16 protein-coding genes are annotated in these 18504 nt (G+C 71.8%); 9 read left to right on the top strand and 7 right to left on the bottom strand.

Going from position 1 to position 18504, the window contains the following annotated elements; all coding sequences use genetic code 11:
* Window positions 1-107 precede the first annotated feature (107 nt).
* The 4 genes from OG542_RS15280 to sucD all read left to right on the top strand — a co-directional run bounded on the left by OG542_RS15280 (window position 108) and on the right by sucD (window position 5234).
* Window positions 108-1271 carry a VWA domain-containing protein gene (locus OG542_RS15280; RefSeq protein ID WP_328411415.1) on the top strand — a complete coding sequence of 388 codons (1164 nt, stop codon included), beginning with the start codon at window positions 108-110 and terminating at the stop codon, window positions 1269-1271.
* A gap of 220 nt (window positions 1272-1491) precedes the next feature.
* Window positions 1492-2613 carry a hypothetical protein gene (locus OG542_RS15275; RefSeq protein ID WP_328411413.1) on the top strand — a complete coding sequence of 374 codons (1122 nt, stop codon included), beginning with the start codon at window positions 1492-1494 and terminating at the stop codon, window positions 2611-2613.
* Between the two features lie 536 nt (window positions 2614-3149).
* Window positions 3150-4328, top strand: coding sequence for an ADP-forming succinate--CoA ligase subunit beta (gene sucC, locus OG542_RS15270; RefSeq protein WP_193481600.1), 1179 nt, complete (start codon window positions 3150-3152; stop codon window positions 4326-4328).
* 21 nt (window positions 4329-4349) lie between these two features.
* The gene (gene sucD, locus OG542_RS15265; protein ID WP_193481601.1) at window positions 4350-5234 is read left to right on the top strand and encodes a succinate--CoA ligase subunit alpha; all 885 of its coding nucleotides are present in this window, start codon (window positions 4350-4352) and stop codon (window positions 5232-5234) included.
* Window positions 5235-5308: 74 nt separating this feature from the next.
* Here sucD and OG542_RS15260 read toward each other — a convergent pair whose 3' ends face one another.
* Window positions 5309-6550: a helix-turn-helix domain-containing protein gene (locus tag OG542_RS15260; protein ID WP_328411411.1), complete on the bottom strand. Its 1242-nt coding sequence runs from the start codon at window positions 6548-6550 to the stop codon at window positions 5309-5311.
* A 96-nt stretch (window positions 6551-6646) separates the two neighbouring features.
* On the opposite strand from OG542_RS15260, the gene OG542_RS15255 reads away from it, so the two are divergent.
* Window positions 6647-8647, top strand: coding sequence for a cell division protein PerM (locus tag OG542_RS15255; RefSeq protein ID WP_328411409.1), 2001 nt, complete (start codon window positions 6647-6649; stop codon window positions 8645-8647).
* A 16-nt stretch (window positions 8648-8663) separates the two neighbouring features.
* On the opposite strand, the gene OG542_RS15250 is transcribed toward OG542_RS15255, so the two are convergent.
* Window positions 8664-9440, bottom strand: a complete 777-nt coding sequence (locus OG542_RS15250) for a hypothetical protein (RefSeq protein WP_328411407.1) — start codon at window positions 9438-9440, stop codon at window positions 8664-8666.
* Window positions 9441-9783: 343 nt separating this feature from the next.
* Between OG542_RS15250 and purN the strand changes: the two genes are divergently transcribed.
* Together purN and purH are read left to right on the top strand one after the other, a co-directional pair.
* Window positions 9784-10422, top strand: a complete 639-nt coding sequence (purN, locus tag OG542_RS15245) for a phosphoribosylglycinamide formyltransferase (RefSeq protein ID WP_311127369.1) — start codon at window positions 9784-9786, stop codon at window positions 10420-10422.
* Window positions 10419-11984 carry a bifunctional phosphoribosylaminoimidazolecarboxamide formyltransferase/IMP cyclohydrolase gene (gene purH / locus OG542_RS15240; RefSeq protein ID WP_328411405.1) on the top strand — a complete coding sequence of 522 codons (1566 nt, stop codon included), beginning with the start codon at window positions 10419-10421 and terminating at the stop codon, window positions 11982-11984. Before purN ends, purH begins: the two co-directional genes overlap by 4 nt.
* Before the next feature lie 171 nt (window positions 11985-12155).
* Here the strand turns inward: purH and OG542_RS15235 are convergent, their stop codons facing one another.
* Complete coding sequence (locus OG542_RS15235) at window positions 12156-12491, bottom strand: hypothetical protein (protein ID WP_311127371.1); 336 nt, start codon at window positions 12489-12491, stop codon at window positions 12156-12158.
* A gap of 171 nt (window positions 12492-12662) precedes the next feature.
* On the opposite strand from OG542_RS15235, the gene OG542_RS15230 reads away from it, so the two are divergent.
* Together OG542_RS15230 and OG542_RS15225 are read left to right on the top strand one after the other, a co-directional pair.
* Window positions 12663-13190, top strand: a complete 528-nt coding sequence (locus tag OG542_RS15230) for a Tat pathway signal protein (RefSeq protein ID WP_328411403.1) — start codon at window positions 12663-12665, stop codon at window positions 13188-13190.
* A gap of 35 nt (window positions 13191-13225) precedes the next feature.
* On the top strand, window positions 13226-13576 hold the full coding sequence (locus OG542_RS15225; RefSeq protein ID WP_311127373.1) for a hypothetical protein: 351 nt from the start codon (window positions 13226-13228) through the stop codon (window positions 13574-13576).
* Window positions 13577-13690: 114 nt separating this feature from the next.
* On the opposite strand, the gene OG542_RS15220 is transcribed toward OG542_RS15225, so the two are convergent.
* The 4 genes from OG542_RS15220 to OG542_RS15205 all read right to left on the bottom strand — a co-directional run bounded on the left by OG542_RS15220 (window position 13691) and on the right by OG542_RS15205 (window position 18490).
* Window positions 13691-15178 carry a serine/threonine-protein kinase gene (locus tag OG542_RS15220; RefSeq protein ID WP_328411401.1) on the bottom strand — a complete coding sequence of 496 codons (1488 nt, stop codon included), beginning with the start codon at window positions 15176-15178 and terminating at the stop codon, window positions 13691-13693.
* Complete coding sequence (locus OG542_RS15215) at window positions 15175-15915, bottom strand: FHA domain-containing protein (RefSeq protein WP_328411399.1); 741 nt, start codon at window positions 15913-15915, stop codon at window positions 15175-15177. Before OG542_RS15215 ends, OG542_RS15220 begins: the two co-directional genes overlap by 4 nt.
* Window positions 15916-16181: 266 nt before the next feature.
* Window positions 16182-17747: a protein kinase domain-containing protein gene (locus tag OG542_RS15210; protein ID WP_328411397.1), complete on the bottom strand. Its 1566-nt coding sequence runs from the start codon at window positions 17745-17747 to the stop codon at window positions 16182-16184.
* A complete protein-coding gene (locus tag OG542_RS15205) occupies window positions 17744-18490 on the bottom strand; it encodes an FHA domain-containing protein (RefSeq protein ID WP_328411395.1) in 747 nt (248 codons plus the stop codon). The genes OG542_RS15210 and OG542_RS15205 overlap by 4 nt, the downstream gene beginning before the upstream one ends.
* Window positions 18491-18504 lie beyond the last annotated feature (14 nt).

Here is an 18504-nt window from a genome sequence, read left to right as displayed (position 1 = left end):
ACCGAGGCGGCGGGCACCAGCAGCGACGGCCCCCGGGCGGAAGGCCGGCCGACGACGACCGTGCCGGTGATCCCGCTGTGGGAACGGCCTCGCGGGGGAGGACGCGGATGACGGCCGAGGTGACGGACCCGGCGCAGGAGCGGTTGCGGCGGTGGCGGCTGGTGCTCGGCGGTGACACGGCGGACGGCACCGGGTGCGCGCTGTCGGGGCAGGACGCGGCGATGGACGGAGCGCTCACCGCGCTCTACGGCAAGGGAGAGAAGCCGCAGGGGGGCCGGGACCGTTCGGCGGGGCTCGGAGCGTCGGCGCCGTCCGTGGCGCGCTGGCTCGGCGACATCCGGGCGTACTTCCCGTCCTCCGTCGTGCAGGTCATGCAGCGCGACGCCATCGACCGGCTCGGTCTCGCCACGCTGCTGCTGGAGCCGGAGATGCTGGAGGCGGTGGAGGCCGACGTGCATCTCGTCGGCACGCTGCTGTCGCTCAACAAGGCCATGCCGGAGACGACGAAGGAGACGGCACGGGCTGTCGTGCGCAAGGTCGTCGAGGACCTGGAGAAGCGGCTCGCCACCCGCACCCGGGCCACCCTCACGGGCGCCCTCGACCGCAGTGCCCGCATCAACCGGCCCCGCCACCACGACATCGACTGGAACCGCACCATCGCGGCCAACCTCAAGCACTACCTGCCCGAGTACCGAACGATCGTGCCGGAGCGGCTCATCGGGTTCGGGCGGGCGTCCCAGTCCACGAAGAAGGAGGTCATCCTCTGTATCGATCAGTCGGGATCCATGGCGGCATCGGTTGTGTACGCGTCGGTGTTCGGAGCGGTGCTCGCCTCGATGCGGACGATCTCCACGCGACTCGTCGTCTTCGACACGGCGGTCGTCGACCTCACCGATCAGCTCGACGACCCGGTCGACGTGCTCTTCGGCACGCAACTCGGGGGAGGTACGGACATCAACCGGGCGCTCGCGTACTGCCAGTCGCAGATCACCCGGCCCGCCGAGACGGTGGTCGTGCTGATCAGCGACCTCTACGAAGGGGGCATCCGGAACGAGATGCTCAAGCGGGTCTCGGCGATGAAGGCGTCGGGAGTGCAGTTCGTGACGCTGCTAGCGCTCTCGGACGAGGGGGCACCGGCTTACGACCGGGAGCACGCGGCCGCGCTCGCCGCGCTGGGGGCACCGGCGTTCGCCTGTACGCCCGATCTGTTCCCGGAGGTGATGGCGGCGGCGATCGAGAAGCGGCCGCTGCCGATACCGGATGCGGTGTGACGATTTGTCGACGCATCGTCGTCCGATTCGGGTCGGTAAAACGGATATGACGGGCCATCAGCCGAGAGGGGCTTGCGCGACCTCCGCACTCCCGTGCGAGGATCGGCGCCTGCTCGGCAGGGCGCGCCGCGCCGGGCAGTACCGCGTTGTGCCGACTCGTTGCCCGTAACGCGTGATGCGTTCCGCACTTGTTCCGTCGCACGGGAGGAAGCTCCCCCTCTTGACCTCGTCAGCAGCCCTGTCCGGTGCCGCCGTGCGCATGCTGCGCACGGCGGCCGGGCGGCGTGCGCTCCAAGTGGCGCTGCTGGTGGGCGGGGTGCTCGTCATCGGGCTCCTGTGTGGCGAGCGGGCGTACGCGGCGGATGGTGTGCGGGCGTACGGAGTGGAAGGTGTGCGGGCGTCGGCGGACAGCACGGCCGGGCGGTCGGTCAGCGGGCAGAGACTGCTGGTCCGACCCGACGTGGACGCTTCGGCGGCCCGGGGTCAGTCAGATGCGCACGCTCTGGCAGTTCGGAAGCGTCCCTCCGACAGCGCTCAGCTCGTCCGGGGCGTGGGCGAGCGGGCCGTACGAGTGGCCGATGGCACGAGGGAGTCGGTCGGTAGGGAGCTGGTGAAGGTGCAGGCGAGCCTGCCGCCGCCGCCGAAGGCCCCCGCGCTGCCGGATGTGCCGGCCCTGCCCGTACCACCGAAGGTGCCGACGCTCCCCGTACCGCCGAAGGCACCGTCCGTGCCTGCCCTGCCCGACCTGCCGATCCTGGCTGACGCGCCGGCGATGCCGGACCTGCCCGGGCTGCCGGGCTCGCCCGCTCCTCCTGATGGTGACGTCACGGTCCCGGGAACGCCGGATCTGCCCGGGGTCCCCGGCTACCCGGCGTTCCCGAGTCACCCCCTGCCCGCGCCCGTCACGGTCGATCCGCAGCCGGGTGGGACGGTGTCGCCGCCCGACACACCTGCCTCCCCTGGCCGGACCGGGGAAGCGGACCCCCTGGCGCATGGCGTGCACGGCGTGCATGGCGACCAGTACCGGGCCACACAAGCCGATCGCGCTGCCCACGGTCACGCAGACCACGGCCGCGCGCACCACATCAGACGCGCAGCCCATGCCGGGCCGTCCGCAAGCGTCGGAGGCGCCGTCCCGGTCGGGCACGTGCCCGGAGGCCGTCCGGCCGGCACGCTCTGCAGCCGTTCCATGGCCGACAACGGCACTCCGCGTCACGGCGACGAGCATGCCGTCACGCTGAGCAGCCGGGCTCCGCTGAGCCTCGTGCGCGGTGTCGCCGCCCGCATCTGCGTGGCCGGTACCCGGGACAGCCACCGGGACATTCCCGTCCTCCCCGGCTAGCAGCCGCAGGCCACCGCTGCAGCGTCGTAGGGACCTGTCGCGCGAGGGAAGCCCGTTTCTGTCGCCTCCCACCGCACGGCACCCCTTGCCCCAAGACTCCGCGAGCCCTCACGCCCGGACGGTCGAAAGCCGTCGACGGTCCGAGGCCGAAACCTCGTGGATGAGGTCGGCCGGCCCCCATTGGGGTGGGGACCAACCGACCCGCACCCCGGAGAGCAGGGCCCTGAACTGGGCCTTTGTGCTCCTTCGGAGGTGTTCGGCGGGCCTCACCGGGCTTACCCCAGCCCGGTGAGGCCCCTCACTCCAGGCACGCTGTGCCAGAGAGCGCGGCATCATGTGACAGGTATCACCGCTCAGGTGTGACCCTCGATTTAGGGGCCTCATGCAAGCAGCGATAACCTGCGAGACGGACATGCCGCGCGCTCGGACACCGTGTGCGCCTCCCTTGTGACTGACAGACGGCGGACGTCACGTTGCCCTCGCGGCACGCCCACGCAGACAACGAACCGCGAGATCACTGATAGGGACGGAAGCGCGTGGACCTGTTCGAGTACCAGGCGAGGGACCTCTTCGCCAAGCACGATGTACCGGTGCTGGCCGGTGAAGTCATCGACACGCCTGAGGCGGCCCGCGCAGCCACCGAGCGCCTCGGTGGCAAGTCCGTCGTCAAGGCCCAGGTGAAGGTCGGCGGCCGTGGCAAGGCCGGCGGCGTGAAGCTGGCGGCGACCACCGACGAGGCGGTCGAGCACGCGACCAACATCCTCGGCATGGACATCAAGGGCCACACGGTCCACAAGGTGATGATCGCCGAGACGGCTCCGGAGATCCTGGAGGAGTACTACGTCTCCTTCCTCCTGGACCGTGCCAACCGCACCTTCCTCTCCATCGCGTCCGTCGAGGGCGGTATGGAGATCGAGGAGGTGGCGGAGACCCGCCCCGAGGCCGTCGCCAAGACGCCGATCGACGCCAACGAGGGTGTGACCCCCGAGAAGGCCCGCGAGATCGTCGAGGCCGCGAACTTCCCGGCCGAGGTCGCCGACCAGGTCGCGAACATCCTCGTCACCCTGTGGAAGACCTTCGTCGAGGAGGACGCCCTCCTGGTCGAGGTCAACCCGCTGGCCAAGGTCGCCTCCGGTGACGTCATCGCCCTGGACGGCAAGGTCTCCCTGGACGAGAACGCCGAGTTCCGTCAGCCGGAGCACGAGGCCCTCCAGGACAAGGACGCGGCCAACCCGCTCGAGGCCGCCGCCAAGGAGAAGAACCTCAACTACGTCAAGCTCGACGGCGAGGTCGGCATCATCGGCAACGGCGCGGGTCTCGTCATGAGCACCCTGGACGTCGTCGCGTACGCCGGTGAGGCGCACGGTGGCGTCAAGCCCGCCAACTTCCTCGACATCGGTGGTGGCGCCTCCGCCGCCGTCATGGCGAACGGCCTGGAGATCATCCTCGGCGACCCGGACGTCAAGTCCGTCTTCGTCAACGTCTTCGGTGGCATCACCGCCTGTGACGAGGTCGCCAACGGCATCGTCCAGGCGCTGCAGCTGCTCAAGGACAAGGGCGAGGACGTCACCAAGCCCCTGGTCGTCCGACTGGACGGCAACAACGCGGAGCTCGGGCGCAAGATCCTCTCCGACGCCAACCACCCGCTGGTGCAGCGTGTGGACACCATGGACGGAGCGGCCGACAAGGCCGCCGAGCTCGCGGCTGCGAAGTAAGGGACGAGGGACTAAACAGCCATGGCTATCTTCCTCAACAAGGACAGCAAGGTCATCGTCCAGGGCATGACCGGTGCCACGGGCATGAAGCACACCAAGCTCATGCTGGCCGACGGCACGAACATCGTCGGTGGCGTGAACCCGCGCAAGGCGGGCACGTCCGTCGACATCGACGGCAACGACATCCCGGTCTTCGGCACGGTCGCCGAGGCGATCGAGAAGACGGGCGCCAACGTATCCGTCCTCTTCGTCCCGCCGGCCTTCGCCAAGGCCGCCGTCGTCGAGGCCATCGACGCCGAGATCCCGCTCGCGGTCGTCATCACCGAGGGCATCGCCGTCCACGACTCGGCCGCGTTCTACGCCTACGCCGTGTCCCAGGGCAACAAGACCCGCATCATCGGCCCGAACTGCCCCGGCCTCATCACGCCGGGCCAGTCGAACGCCGGCATCATCCCGGGCGACATCACCAAGCCGGGCCGCATCGGTCTGGTCTCGAAGTCCGGCACGCTGACGTACCAGATGATGTACGAGCTGCGTGACATCGGCTTCTCCTCGGCCGTCGGCATCGGTGGCGACCCGGTCATCGGCACGACCCACATCGACGCGCTCGCCGCGTTCGAGGCCGACCCCGACACCGACCTGATCGTGATGATCGGTGAGATCGGCGGCGACGCCGAGGAGCGGGCCGCGGCCTTCATCAAGGAGAACGTGAAGAAGCCGGTCGTCGGCTACGTCGCGGGCTTCACCGCGCCCGAGGGCAAGACCATGGGCCACGCCGGCGCCATCGTCTCCGGCTCCTCCGGCACGGCCGCCGCGAAGAAGGAGGCCCTCGAGGCCGCCGGCGTCAAGGTCGGCAAGACCCCGACCGAGACGGCGAAGCTGGCCCGCGCCATCCTCGCCGGCTGAGCAGCGCCTCACGGCTCAGCAGTGGGCCCGCTCCCTGTACGGGGGCGGGCCCACCGCCGTTTCACCAAAGCTGCTCACCGCGGCTGCGGCATCAGCCGGTCCGGCCCCCGTTGCTGTTCCTTGCGCAGCTTGGTCCGCAGGTCCCGCTCCGACTCCGACAGCGGTCCGGGCGCGACCGGTGGCGGCACGCCCTGGACGGACGCGCCCGGCGGTACGGGCGGCTCGTAGCGCGTCGGGGCCGTGCGCACGGTGAGCACCGTGGTTCCGATCAGCAGGGCCGTGAAGGCGATGGCGGCCCGGGTCCAGAGGCGGGCCCGGCGCTCCCCGGCCTGCCGCACCACCAGTGGCTTGGCGGCCCGCAGCCGCTCGGTGGAGGCGAGTTCGACCAGCCGCCAGTGCAGGACCTCCGGGTCCGCCAGCTCCGGCAGCCGCTCGGCGACCGCCTCACGCGCGTGCATCAGCCGGTTCACGGCCGCGCGGGTGCTCGCCTCCGTCTCCGCCGCCGTCTCCGGCAGGCCCAGACCGACGCCGTCGTACAGCAGCAGCGTGCGGCGGTACGAGGGCGGGAGCCTCAGCAGGGTGTCCATCAGCGCGCGGTCGAACGCGTCGGGCGGCGGCGGCTCGGGGTGCCGGTAGCGGGGACGGAGCCGGTGCCAAGGGGAGAGCGCGCACTCGTACGCCACCGCGCGCACCCAGCCCGCCGGGTCCCGGTCGCGGGCCACCTCGGGCCAGCGCTGCCAGGCGATCTGAAAGGCCCGCTCGACGGACTCCCGGGCCAGCTCGCGGCGCCCGGACAGCAGGTAGGTCTGCCGGACCAGCGCGGGGGCACAGAAGGCGTACAGCGCGTCGAAGGCCTGTTCAGGGGCCGGAGCGGAGGTCGCCTCGTCCGGCCGGTACGGGGTCTTCGCACGGCCGGGGGCCCGGCTGCGGTCGGCGAGGGTGACGCGGGCGGTGGTGCGGCCGCGGTCGGGGACGGGGGTGTGGCCCCGGTCGGCGAGACGGGTGCGGTCCCGGTCCCTGGCCGGCGGGCGGCTCCTGGCACTCCTGCCCGGGGCGGAGGCCCTGCCTCGGTCGCTCGTGGTGACGCTCACGTGAGGCTCCGTCACCTCCCGCTCCGTATCCAGTGAGTTCAGCAGCCTCGCGTACTTCTCCCCCTTCCGGCCGCGCGGCGTGGCGCGGCCGGTCTCCCATCCGCGCACCGTCTCGCTGGTGACGCCCACCCGGGAAGCCAGCTGAGCCCGCGTCAGCGAGGCGGCCTCGCGCAGGCGTCGGCGTTCCTTCGGCGGAGGCAGCGGGAGGGCAGGGCTCTGCGTCACAGGGCGCCCCTCCGTACGGAAAAGTACATAAACGTATATTGAGCGACACAACGATGGTTCGCCTGTTACGACGGGAAAGCGCGTGTCGTTGGGAGCATGGCGGTCGTGATCAAGATGACCGCTCGCCGACGTCTGTTGGCGCTCCTGCTCACCCGGGTGCGGGACCGTTCGCCCGGACTGGGCGACGCCCTTGTGAGTGGTGCGGTGGCGGCGGGCCTGGGGCTCGCGTGGTTCGCCGTGCTGGTGATGATGCTGTGGATCACCTCCCCGTACCCCGACAGCGGGCCGGGCGGCGTGCTGCACGTCACGGCGGCGCTGTGGCTGCTGGCCCACGGAGCCGAGCTGGTCCGCGTCGACACGCTCTCCGGCGTCCCCGCCCCGGTGGGCATCTCGCCGCTGCTCCTGCTCGCGTTGCCCGTGTGGCTGCTGCTCCGGGCGGCACGCGACGCCACGGACGGCGGGGCGGGGGAGGGGAAGGACGACGCCGACGGCTTCGAGGACATCGAGGATGTCGCGGGCATCGAGGGATTCAAGGGCGCGGGACCGCCGCTGGTCGCCGCCCGTACGGCGTGGACGGGCGTCGTCCTCGGCTACCTGGCCGTCGCCCTGCCCGCCGCGCTGTTCGCCGCCGGCGGTGTGCTGCGCCCGTCGTGGCTGTGGACGGGGGTGTACGTGCCGCTGGTCGCCGCCGTGGTGGCGGGAGTGGGTGTGTGGTCGGCGTACGGCCGTCCGGGCGGTCCGCTGCGGCGGCTGCTGCGGGTCCTGCCGGTGGGCCTGCGGCTGCTGCTCCACGGCCCGGACGGGCGCCCGGGTGTCGCCGCCCGGGCCGTGGCGGCCGGAGTGGCGGTGCTTCTCGGGGGCGGCGCGCTGGTGGTGGCGGTGTCGCTGGTGGTGCACGGCACGGAGGCACAGGCGTCGTTGCTCCGGCTGACCGAGGGGTGGTCGGGGCGGTTCGCGGTCCTGCTGCTGTGCGCGGCCCTGGTGCCGAACGCGGCGGTGTGGGGTGCCTCGTATGCCCTGGGTCCCGGCTTCGTCCTCGGCGCCGGCCACGTCGTCGGCCCGTTGTCCTCCGCGCCGCCGCCGTTCCTGCCGACGTTTCCGCTGCTGGCGGCGGTGCCGGAGGCGGGGCAGGGGGCGTTGGTGCACTGGGCGGCCGGGGCCGTGCCGGTGGTCGCCGGGGTGGTGGTGGGCCGGACCGTGGTGAAGGGTGCGGCCCCCGGAGAGGGCGGCGGGACGAAGACGGGCGGCGGGCGGGGCGTCGGCTGGTCGCCGTGGCGCGGCGCCTGTGCCGCCGCTCTGGCGGCGCTGCTGTGCGCGGCCGTGCTCGCGGGGCTCGCCGCGCTCGCGGGCGGGCCGCTCGGGGGCGCCGTGCTGGCCCGCTTCGGGCCGGTGTGGTGGCAGGTGGGCGCCGCGACCCTGGCGTGGCTGATGCTGGTGGCGGTCCCCACGGCGGTGGGGGTGGGGATCTGGCGGTGCCGGTCACCCCGCGCGGAGGAGCCGGTGATCGGCAGGCAGCGTGAGGAGACGGCCGAGAGCGCCCGCAAGGCCGGGAGGATGCGACGCCGGGGCGGTTCGTTCACGCGCACCGGAGCCGCCGGAGTCACCGGAGCCGCCGGAGGAACCGGGCGGGCCGGACGCGCCTCGGGCGCCGGGGGCACAGGAACCGCCGGGGAAGCCGAGGATGCCGGAGCTGCCTGGGGCGCCAAGGTTGCCGGGGATGCCGGAGCTGGCTGGGGCACCAAGAGCGCCAAGGGGGCCGGGGATACCGGAGCCGCCCGGGGCGCCAGGAACGCCAAGGGTGCCGAAGCCGTCCGGGATGCCGGAGCCGCCCGGGATGCCAGGAACGCCAAGGGTGCCGGAGCCGCCCGGGACGCCAAGGACGTCAAGGGTGCGGGAATCGCCGGACGCCACGCCTCGTCGCCGGACGGGACTACGGCACCGCGCACCCCGGACCCCGCAACGGACCTGCCCTACGCCCCCTACGCACCCTTCGAGTACGACGCCCCGTACGGCCTGCGAGACCAGGACGACGACGCCGGTTACGAGCCCTACGACTTCCTGCCGGCCGACCCCGCTCGAGGCTCCGACAGCACCTGACGGGGGCGGGACCGCCTCAGCCGTTCGTCCCCAGCAGCCCCCGCAGCTCCTCCGGCAGCAGCTTCGTACAGGACTGCTCGGCCTGGTTGGTGAGGGCGTCGTTGGTGCACGTGTAGTAGTCGCGGTAGACCAGCTGCGCCGTGAAGGACGCGGCGACCAGGGCGATCGCCAGGGACGCCGTGACCAGGCCGCTGACCGCGGCGGTCGTCTGGGGGCGGCCCGGCTGCTCGGCGGCCGGGGAGTCCGGGTCGGACCTGCGGGGCTTGGCGCGCAGCGCGCTGATGCCCCAGTAGAGGGCGAGCGCGCCGAGCAGCAGCGCCACGTACGGCCAGCTGAACAGGGCGAAGAAGAAGGCCCACATGCCCGACAGCAGGGCGTAGCGCGCACGGCGCTGGGAGGGGTCCGTCGGGTCCCAGCGCGGGTTCGGGCCGCCCTGGGGGCCCTGGCCCTCGGGGCCGCCGCGGGGGCGGTCGCCGAAGCCGTCGGGGGAGCGGCCGGGCTGCCGGTCGCTCCACTGACTGCCCCACGGCGCGCGGTCGCCGCCCTCGCCGCCCTCCTGGGAGTCGTCGCCCGACGGGCGGCGCGGCTGCCAGGGCCGGTCCGGGGTGCCCTCGGGCGGCGGGGCGAAGGGGTTGTCCTCCTGGGAGCCGCGCCCTCGCCCGTCCCCGCCGGAGCCGTCCGACGGCGCGTCGGGCGGTGAGCTGGGGCGCTCCCGCAGCAGCACGGCGCCGCGCTCCCCTCCCTGTGCCGACGGCGGGGGGAACGTGAGGAGTCGCAGGCTGCGGTCCGGCATCAAGTGAGCGTCTTCCCGTTGGTGAGTAGGACGGTGAGTAGGCGGTGAGTGGGACTGGGGGATCAGGACTGGACGAACAGAAGTCGGTGCGGCGTCGGGACCGGCTCCGTCACCCTCCTGAACGCACCACGCCCGGACGGCGTTCCCGAACCGGCTCCGCCCAGACGCTACCTTCCGGCCACGCCCCCGTCCCGTGGGGGCCGTCCGGTGTGCCGGTATCGTTGCTGACGGTCGGCCGGTTCGTAGGCTTCCCCGTATCCGGGAGCCCGAAGCATTCGTATGAATGTACAAACGCCACAGTCCGGCCGCCTGGACAGACGCTTCCCCGAGAAAGGCCCCCACCGTGGCCGCCAAGCCCGTGGCCCCGCGCGCCAAGCGCCTCGTCGTGCTGGTCTCCGGATCCGGCACCAACCTGCAGGCGCTCCTCGACGAGATCGCCGCCACCGGTGCGCAGGCGTACGGAGCCGAGGTCGTGGCCGTCGGCGCCGACCGCGAGGGCATCGAGGGGCTGGCGCGCGCCGAGCGTGCCGGGCTGCCGACCTTCGTCCGCAAGGTCAAGGACCACGGGAGCCGCGAGGAGTGGGACACCGCCCTCGCCGAGGCCGTCGCGGCCTTCGAGCCCGACCTCGTCATCTCCGCCGGCTTCATGAAGATCGTCGGCAAGGAGTTCCTCGCGCGGTTCGGCGGGCGGTTCGTCAACACGCATCCCGCCCTGCTGCCCAGTTTCCCGGGAGCCCACGGCGTGCGGGACGCGCTCGCGTACGGCGCCAAGGTCACCGGCTGCACCGTCCACTTCGTCGACGACGGCGTCGACACCGGCCCGATCATCGCCCAGGGCGTGGTCGAGATCCGGGACGAGGACGACGAGAGCGCTCTGCACGAGCGCATCAAGGACGTCGAGCGAAGGCTGCTCGTCGAGGTCGTGGGGCGGCTCGCCCGCAACGGCCATCGCATTGAGGGACGAAAGGTAGTTATCCAGTGACCGCCGAGAGCAACAAGCGGCCCCTTCGCCGGGCGCTCGTCAGCGTCTACGACAAGACCGGGCTCGAGGACCTCGCGCGCGGGCTCCACGAGGCCGGGGTCGAACTCGTCTCCACCGGCTCCACCGCCGCGAAGATCGCCGCTGCCGGCGTCCCCGTCACCAAGGTCGAGGAACTCACGGGCTTCCCCGAGTGCCTGGACGGCCGCGTCAAGACCCTGCACCCCAGGGTCCACGCTGGCATCCTCGCCGACCTGCGCCTCGAGGACCACCAGCGGCAGCTCGCCGAGTTGGGCGTCGAGCCGTTCGACCTGGTCGTCGTCAACCTCTACCCGTTCCGCGAGACCGTCGCCTCGGGTGCCTCGCCCGACGAGTGCGTCGAGCAGATCGACATCGGCGGGCCGTCGATGGTCCGCGCCGCCGCCAAGAACCACCCCTCCGTCGCGGTCGTCACCAGCCCGGCCCGCTACGCCGACGTCCTGTCCGCCGTGCAGAGCGGCGGCTTCGACCTCGACACCCGCAAGCGGCTCGCCGCCGAGGCCTTCCAGCACACGGCCGCCTACGACGTCGCCGTCGCCTCCTGGTTCGCCTCCTCCTACGCGCCCGTCGACGAGTCGCGTTTCCCCGACTTCCTCGGCGCCACCTGGGAGCGCGAGCACACCCTGCGCTACGGCGAGAACCCGCACCAGCCGGCCGCGCTGTACGTCTCCCCGGAGGGCGGCGGCCTCGCCCAGGCCGAGCAGCTGCACGGCAAGGAGATGTCGTACAACAACTACACGGACACGGACGCCGCCCGCCGTGCCGCGTACGACCACGCCGAGCCGTGCGTCGCGATCATCAAGCACGCCAACCCCTGCGGGATCGCGGTCGCCGGGGACGTCGCCGAGGCGCACCGCAAGGCGCACGCCTGCGACCCGCTGTCGGCGTTCGGCGGCGTGATCGCGGTCAACCGCCCGGTCAGCAAGGAGATGGCCGAGCAGGTCGCCGAGATCTTCACCGAGGTCATCGTCGCGCCCGGCTACGAGGAGGGGGCCTTGGAGGCCCTCACCAAGAAGAAGAACATCCGCGTGCTGCGCTGCCCCGACGGCCCCTCAGCTCCCGTCGAGGTCAAGCCGATCGACGGCGGCGCCCTGCTCCAGGTGACGGACCGGCTCCAGGCCGAGGGTGACGACCCGGCCAACTGGACGCTGGCGACCGGCGAGGCGCTGGACGCCGACGAGCTCCAGCAGCTCGCCTTCGCCTGGAAGGCCTGCCGCGCGGTGAAGTCCAACGCGATCCTGCTCGCCAAGGACGGCGCCTCGGTGGGCGTCGGCATGGGGCAGGTCAACCGTGTCGACTCCTGCAAGCTTGCGGTGGAGCGGGCCGGGGAGGAGCGGGCCCGGGGCTCGTACGTCGCGTCGGACGCGTTCTTCCCGTTCCCCGACAACATCGACGTCCTGGGCGCCGCGGGCGTCAAGGCCATCGTCCAGCCCGGCGGATCGGTCCGCGACGAACTGGTCGTGGAGGCCGCGCAGAAGGCCGGCATCACGATGTACTTCACGGGGACGCGGCACTTCTTCCACTGAGGACACCTCACCCGGGCGGTGCCGCACCGGCTCGACACCTACGTCGAACCACGCGGCGCCGCCCGGGTGCTGGGTCCCACCTCGCCGTCCACGGCGAGGCCGCCGGCTGCAGCTCCGTGAACAGAATGAACTACGGCGAGGATCGCGGGGCGCCCCAGGTGGTTCACGAGGTCAGGGATAGAGGATGTAGACCTTGCAGTCGGCGCAGCCCTTGTGCTCGGATGCCTTGTAGTTTCCCGTGGAATTCTTGATGGTGGCCTTCTTCTCGTTGTGGACCCAGTTCGTCCACCCGCCGCTCGTCTTGACCCGGACCCAGGCGTGCCCGTCGCAGGAGGTGCCCGTCTTCTGGGTGTAGGCCAGCGTGCGGCTGCTGTAGGCGTCGTAACGGGTCACGCGGCCGTCGCAGGTGCGCTCGATGGTGTCCTCGCCGGCCGACGCGGGCGCGGCGGCGAGCATGACTGTTCCGACGGCAGCGACAACGGCGCCCAGCCTGACTCGAATTCCCATGGCGATCCCTCTCCCCCGGATGCTGCTCCAGTGGTCGTGCGCCTGGTGGTCCCAAGCGCACGGACATTCTGCGGAGTCACCGCGAGCCGGCGTACCTGCAACCTTCTAGGTTCCGGCCCACACCGTCCGCCGCCACAGTGGCTTCCGGAACATCAACGGGGAAGGGACCACATGACCATCCGTACTGCCAGACCTCGCCTGGCCATCGCCGTTCTGGGCACCGCCCTCGGGGCCACCCTGGCCGTGGGCGCGCTGCCCGCCTCTGCAGCCGTCTCCGACGGCTATGTCAGCGGTGCCGGCGGGTACCGCGACGACTGGTCCGACGAGACGGTGCACGCCAACTACTACCCGCGGTCCAATGCCGCCTGTCTGTGGCAGAAGGTCCTGTGGGCGGAGGGCCTGCTCACGAACTCCGAGGTCGACGGCGCCTTCGGCAGCAAGACCGCATGGCAAACCGGGAAGCTCCAGTCCCGCTGGGGGATACCCACGAGCCAGAAGGCCGACCGAGGCACCTTCACCAAGGCCGCCGGCCGGCTGAAGTTCGTCTCCGGCAGCACCGCGAGCGGCAAGCGGCTGGAGCTCAAGTACGACGGCCTCGTGCACGACTTCACTGTGCGGCGCAATGAGCACGGGCGGCACGGGTTCTACCTGGACGGCGGCTGGAAGGCCGCCTCGTACGAGCGACGCACCTGCATCTGACCCACGACGCACCGCACACCAACGGGAGGAACCTCATGGGAAGGCGCATCGCGACAGTGCTCGGCGCCACCGCCGCGGCCTTGATGCTCACCACGACCACGGCATCCGCGGACACGATCATCACCGACGACGGCAACTTCATCTATTGGCAGAGGAACTGCAACACGTCCTACGCCGGTACGGTCAGCAAGACCAAGGCGACCACCGCGAAGGGCAACGACGGATCGTGCGCGGGCCACGCCTGGCTCCGCGTCCTCGGAGACAGCTGGGGCGACTGGAAGCATGGCGCGACCAGCAAGACCCTCACCAGCCCGAGCGGCAAGTTCCGCAAGGCGCAACACAAGGGCTGCGCCGACTGCACGGTCTACACCACAGAGGTGAGGTAGGCCGGCCGTCCCCACAGGGACGCCACGAACAGGGCCCCCGCGCGGGTGGGAACACCAGCGCGGGGGCCCTGCGGGGCTTCCGGCTGTGTCATGCGTCAGCGGACCGGGGGGGCTTCAGCCGAACAGCGAAAGGATCGTCCACAGCGTCGACTTGGTCGAGCAGCTGTCCACCAGCCGGTGCGACCGCGGTGCGGCCTCGCCCGCCACGTTGCCCATGGAGTTCACGGTTGAGCAGCCGCTGCGTTGGGCCATACGGCGGCGGTCGGCACCGGCGGGCTCGAAGTCCGCCCCGCGGAAGTAGGTCACGTCGTGGTTCTTCCGCTCGTCCGCGACGTTGTTGAAGATCGAGCGGACCGGAGCACTGGCCGCCCATCTGCAGGTCTCGTCGCCCGAGTGCCAGTCGGCGTCGTCGCCGCGCCAGCTGCACAGGTCGCCGTTGCCGTTGTACTCGCTGAAGAAGCAGACGCTGTCCTCGGGGCACCGGTGGTAGCCGTAGACCAGCTGGCCGTCGGGCCCTCTTGACGCCGACTCCGTGGGCAGGGCCGCGTACACCGGCACTCCGTCGTCCTGGTTCACGTACAGGTACCCCGCCCCCAGCGTCCCGGTCGTTGCCAGCAGCACTGTGGCCAGGGCCGATGTCAGTACGGGGTGCCGCTGCCAGAAGCGGGGGCGCAGGCGCGGCAGACGGGCCGAGCGGGCGACGCCCGCCGCCTCCTCCACGCGGCGCAGGAGCGTGGCCGTGTCGTGCGTGACGCGTTCCCGGTGCTTGGGGGCCAGACAGTCCCGCACTATCTCCCGCCACGCGTCGGGCAGATCGGGGGACAGCCGCAGTTCCTCCGCGCCTCGCGCGTACCGCATCGCCGCGTCGGTGCGGGCCTCCGTGCTGCTGCCCGGCAAGGGGTAGGAGCCCGTGAGGACCACGTGTGCGAGGACGCCGAAGGACCAGACGTCGGCGGAAGGACGGATCCGCGTGCCCCGCTCATCGATCTCGGCCCAGAACAGTTCCGGTGGGGTGTAGTCGGGGGTGGCGAAGACGGGCGCGTACGCGTGTGTGCCTTCGAGTTCGGCAGCCAGGTTGAAGTCGGCCAGTCGTACCGAACCGTCTTTCATCAGCAGGACGTTGGCGGGCTTCAGGTCGCCGTGCACCCAGCCCGCGTGATGCAGTTGGTGCAGGCCCTCGCAGACCTGAGACAGCAGCGCGGGGCCCGACTCGGGCGTCGGGTCGTCTTCCAGCAGGGCGTCCAGGGAGCCTTCGGCGCGTTCCAGGACGAGGACGGTGGCGCCGTCGAGTTCGGGGTGGTCCGGGTCGTCCACGGTCAGTGTCTCGTACATCCGGATCAGGCGCGGTGCGCGGAGCCGCTCCAGCAACTCCACTTCCCGCTTGGCCAGTTCGCGCAGATGGCGCAGTTGGCGCGGGGTGCGGGTGCCCGTCGGCAGGAACTTCAGGGCGGCCCGGCGGGGCAGGGCCGGATCCGCCTCGCCGGTCGCGCTGCCCGCGTACACGGTCGCGAAGGCACCCGACGCCAGAGGCTCCCGTATCTCCCACTGCCCCACGCGGTAGCCCTGCGGTACGGGGACCGTGTGCGACTGCTGTCCGGTCATCCGGCCACCTCGCGCGGTGCCGCGGTCAGCACGCCCAGGTCGTCTTCGCGGACCAGGTCGAAGCGGAGAGCCAGCGAGACCAGTGAGTCCTTCTTGCCGTTGACGCGCAGGCCGGGCTCGGCGGTGTCGGGGCCGGGGCGCAGGCGGAGTTTGAGGGCCAGGTAGTCGATGTTCCAGTAGACGGACGAGCGGCTGACCGCCGGCCAGACCGGACGTAATCGCTCCACCAACTGCTCCACCGCCGGCAGCGACGCGTGCGGTTCCCCGCGCAGCCGGGGCTCGCACAGGGCGGCCAGTACCGCGAAATACCGGCTGGTGCGGTCCAGAGCGAACGCCGGTGCCGTGGCGGCGCCGGGGAGGCCCCGGCGGTCGGCGCTGCGGAAGGCGTGGCGTGGTGCCCAGACGTCGAAGCTGAGCAGGTCTCCCGCGGCGGGCAGGACCACCCGCGAGAACTCGAACGGTACGGGGGCTTCCGTACGGCCCGGCGCGATCTTGAGGTGTTCTCCCGCGCCCTCCGGGTTCTCCACCACGTAGGTCTGGTCCTCGCTGAGGTTGCTCAGCAGCCAGAAGGAGCGGTGTGCCGTGATCTCCCCGGCGACCCGGGGTACCCCTTCGTGGGCGATCACGAGTCCGCCGTCCGTGCCGGCCCTGCCGAACGTCAGCCGTTCGCCCGCGGCGATCCTGACCTGCCCGTCCGCGCTGGCGCACGTCGGTGGTACGACGATGACGCTGTACATGGAGTCGTCCCCCTCCTCCTACGACGCCGAGGGGCGCAGCCCTCAGCCCGATGAGGGGCAGGTTAGGGGACGTTTTCGAACGAGTAGGAAGCCCTGCGCCTGATACGGCGTGTCTGTGAAGGGTTCGTGAGAGAAAGCGCTATCGGTGCAGCGGCCTCCGGCCCTCCCCCGAGCGGGCCGGAGACCGCTGGTCGTGTCACCCCGTGGGTGCACGGCTTCCACCGTGCCGGGACCGGGACGACGGAGGTACCTCGGAACTCTCAGGGTCACTTCCTCGCGGGCGGGGCGTACTCCTTGAGGTAGTGGGCGATGCGGTCGGCGTAGTCGCGGTACTTCGGGGGAACGCCGCCCGCGTTGTTCACGGTCTTGGCCGACGTCCGGTAGGCGGCCGCCACCAGCACCCGCCGGTCGCCGGACAACCCGGTTTGTTCGAGGCGCGGTTCGATGAAGCAGAGGTAGCGGGCCATGGCCGGGATGGACTCGGAAGGGGTGAGCGGTGGCTCGGGGGTCTCCTTCGCGGGGACGCCGTCGGAGCGGATCCACCAGCGCAGGATGCTCGGGGTCCAGCGGGCGATGCCGTACTCGCCCTCCTCGCCGGCGTCCGGATCGGAGAGATCGGGGTCGAAGTCGCTCTCCACCTTCAGCATCGCGGCGATGAGCGCCGGGGTGATCTCCCGCTGGACGCAGTCGTGGGCCGAGTCGACGATGAGCCGCCGGTAGGCGACGGGGACGCCCTTGTCGGTGCGGAGTTCGGAGGCGCCGTAACGGGCGGCTGTCACCTTGCGCGTCCCGGCGGGCGCGTTGCCGTCGTCCCCGCCGGGGTCGGCCCAGGTGGCGATGCCGTAGCCGAGGGCGGCGACGGTCAGGCCTGCCGCCAGCAGCGTCGTACGGCGGGTGCGGCGGCGGGCCGGGCGCAGGCGGGGGAGGCGGAAGGAGCGGTGGCCGCTGCCCGAGGTCGTCTCTACGCGGCGCAGCAGTGCCTCGCCGGCGATGCGGTCCTCGTGGGTGCGGGTCAGGCAGGCGGACACGATCTGCCGCCAGTCGTCGGCCAGTCCGGGCGACAGGCGCAGCTCGTCGGTGCCGCGGGCGTAGGCCGCTGCCGCGTCGCGGCGGGCCGTCGGTGTGGCGCCGGGCAGCGGGAAGGAGTCGGTGAGGACCAGGTGGGCGAGGACGCCGAAGGCCCATACGTCGGCGGACGGGCGGATCCGGCGGCCTCGTTCGCCGATCTCGGTCCACAGGAGCTCGGGCGGCGTGTAGTCGGGGGTCGAGAAGGCAGGGGTGTAGGCGTGGGTGCCTTCCATCTCGGCCGCCATGTTGAAGTCGGCCAGCCGGACCGAACCGTCCTCCATCAGCAGCACGTTGGCCGGCTTCAGGTCGCCGTGCACCCAGCCGGCGTCGTGCAGCTGGGCCAGGCCCTCGCAGATCTGCGCGAGCAGCGCGGGACCCGCCTCGGGCCGGGGCGTCGCCGAGAGCAGGGCGGACAGGGAGCCCTTGGCCCGCTCCAGGACGAGGACGGTGGCGCCGTCCAGCTCCGGGCGGCCCGGGTCGTCGACGGTCAGCGTCTCGTGCATCCGCACCAGCCGCGGGTGCTTGAGCCGCCGGTACAGCTCGACCTCCCGCTCGATCAGCTCGCGCAGGTGGGTGAGCCGGCGGGGCGTGGCCGTGCCGGTGGGCAGGAACTTCAGGGCGGCGGTCCGGGGCAGCCGCGTGCTCTCACCGACGCGCCGGGCGGCGTACACACTGCCGAAGGCGCCGGTCGCGATCGGCTCGCGCACCTCCCAGGCGCCGACCCGGTAGCCCTTCGGCACGGGCACCGCGTAGGTCTCGGTCACCGGGTCACCCGGCCCGACGGGGCGGCCAGGACGACCAGGTCGTCCTCCCGGACCAGGTCGAAGCGGAGCGCCAGGGAGACCAGGGACTCCTTCTTGCCGTTGAGCCGCGGGCCGGTGTCCGCGCTCTCCGGGCCCGGTTTGAGGCGCAGCTTCACGGCGAGATAGTCGATGTTCCACTGCACGGCCGTGCGGGAGGCGGCCGGCCAGGTGGGGCGCAGGCGCTCGGCGACCTGGTCGACGGTGGGCAGTGGCGCGTGCGGGGTGCCGCGCAGGCGCGGTTCGCACAGGGCCGCCAGGACAGTGAAGTAGCGCTTGGTGCGGTCGACCGAGAAGGCCGGCGCGGTCGTGGCGCCGTCCAGGCCGTCCGTGCCGCTCAGATAGTCGTGGCGCGGTGCCCATACCTCCAGCGCCAGCAGGTCGCCGGCGGCGGGCAGCACGATCCGCGAGAACTCGAAGGGGATCGGCGCGTCCAGCCTCCCCGGCGCCACCTTGACGTGTTCGCCCGCGCCCTCCGGGTTCTCCACCACATAGGTCTGTTCGCGGCTGAGGTTGCTCAGGATCCAGAAGGCGCCCTGCGCGGTGATCTCACCGGCCCGGCGGGAGACCCCGTCGTGGGGGATGGGCAGGTCGTTGTCGTGCGCGGACCGGCCGAAGGTGAGGCGTTCGCCGGGCGCGAGTCTGCGTTGGGTGCGGTTTCGCTCGTCCTCCGTGGTCGGCGGAGGTACCACGATGATGCTGTACAAGGTGCTCTCCCCGT

This window comes from Streptomyces violaceus (assembly GCF_036014075.1).
Classification (GTDB): domain Bacteria; phylum Actinomycetota; class Actinomycetes; order Streptomycetales; family Streptomycetaceae; genus Streptomyces; species Streptomyces violaceus.
This window is presented reverse-complemented; position numbering and strand designations above follow the sequence as displayed.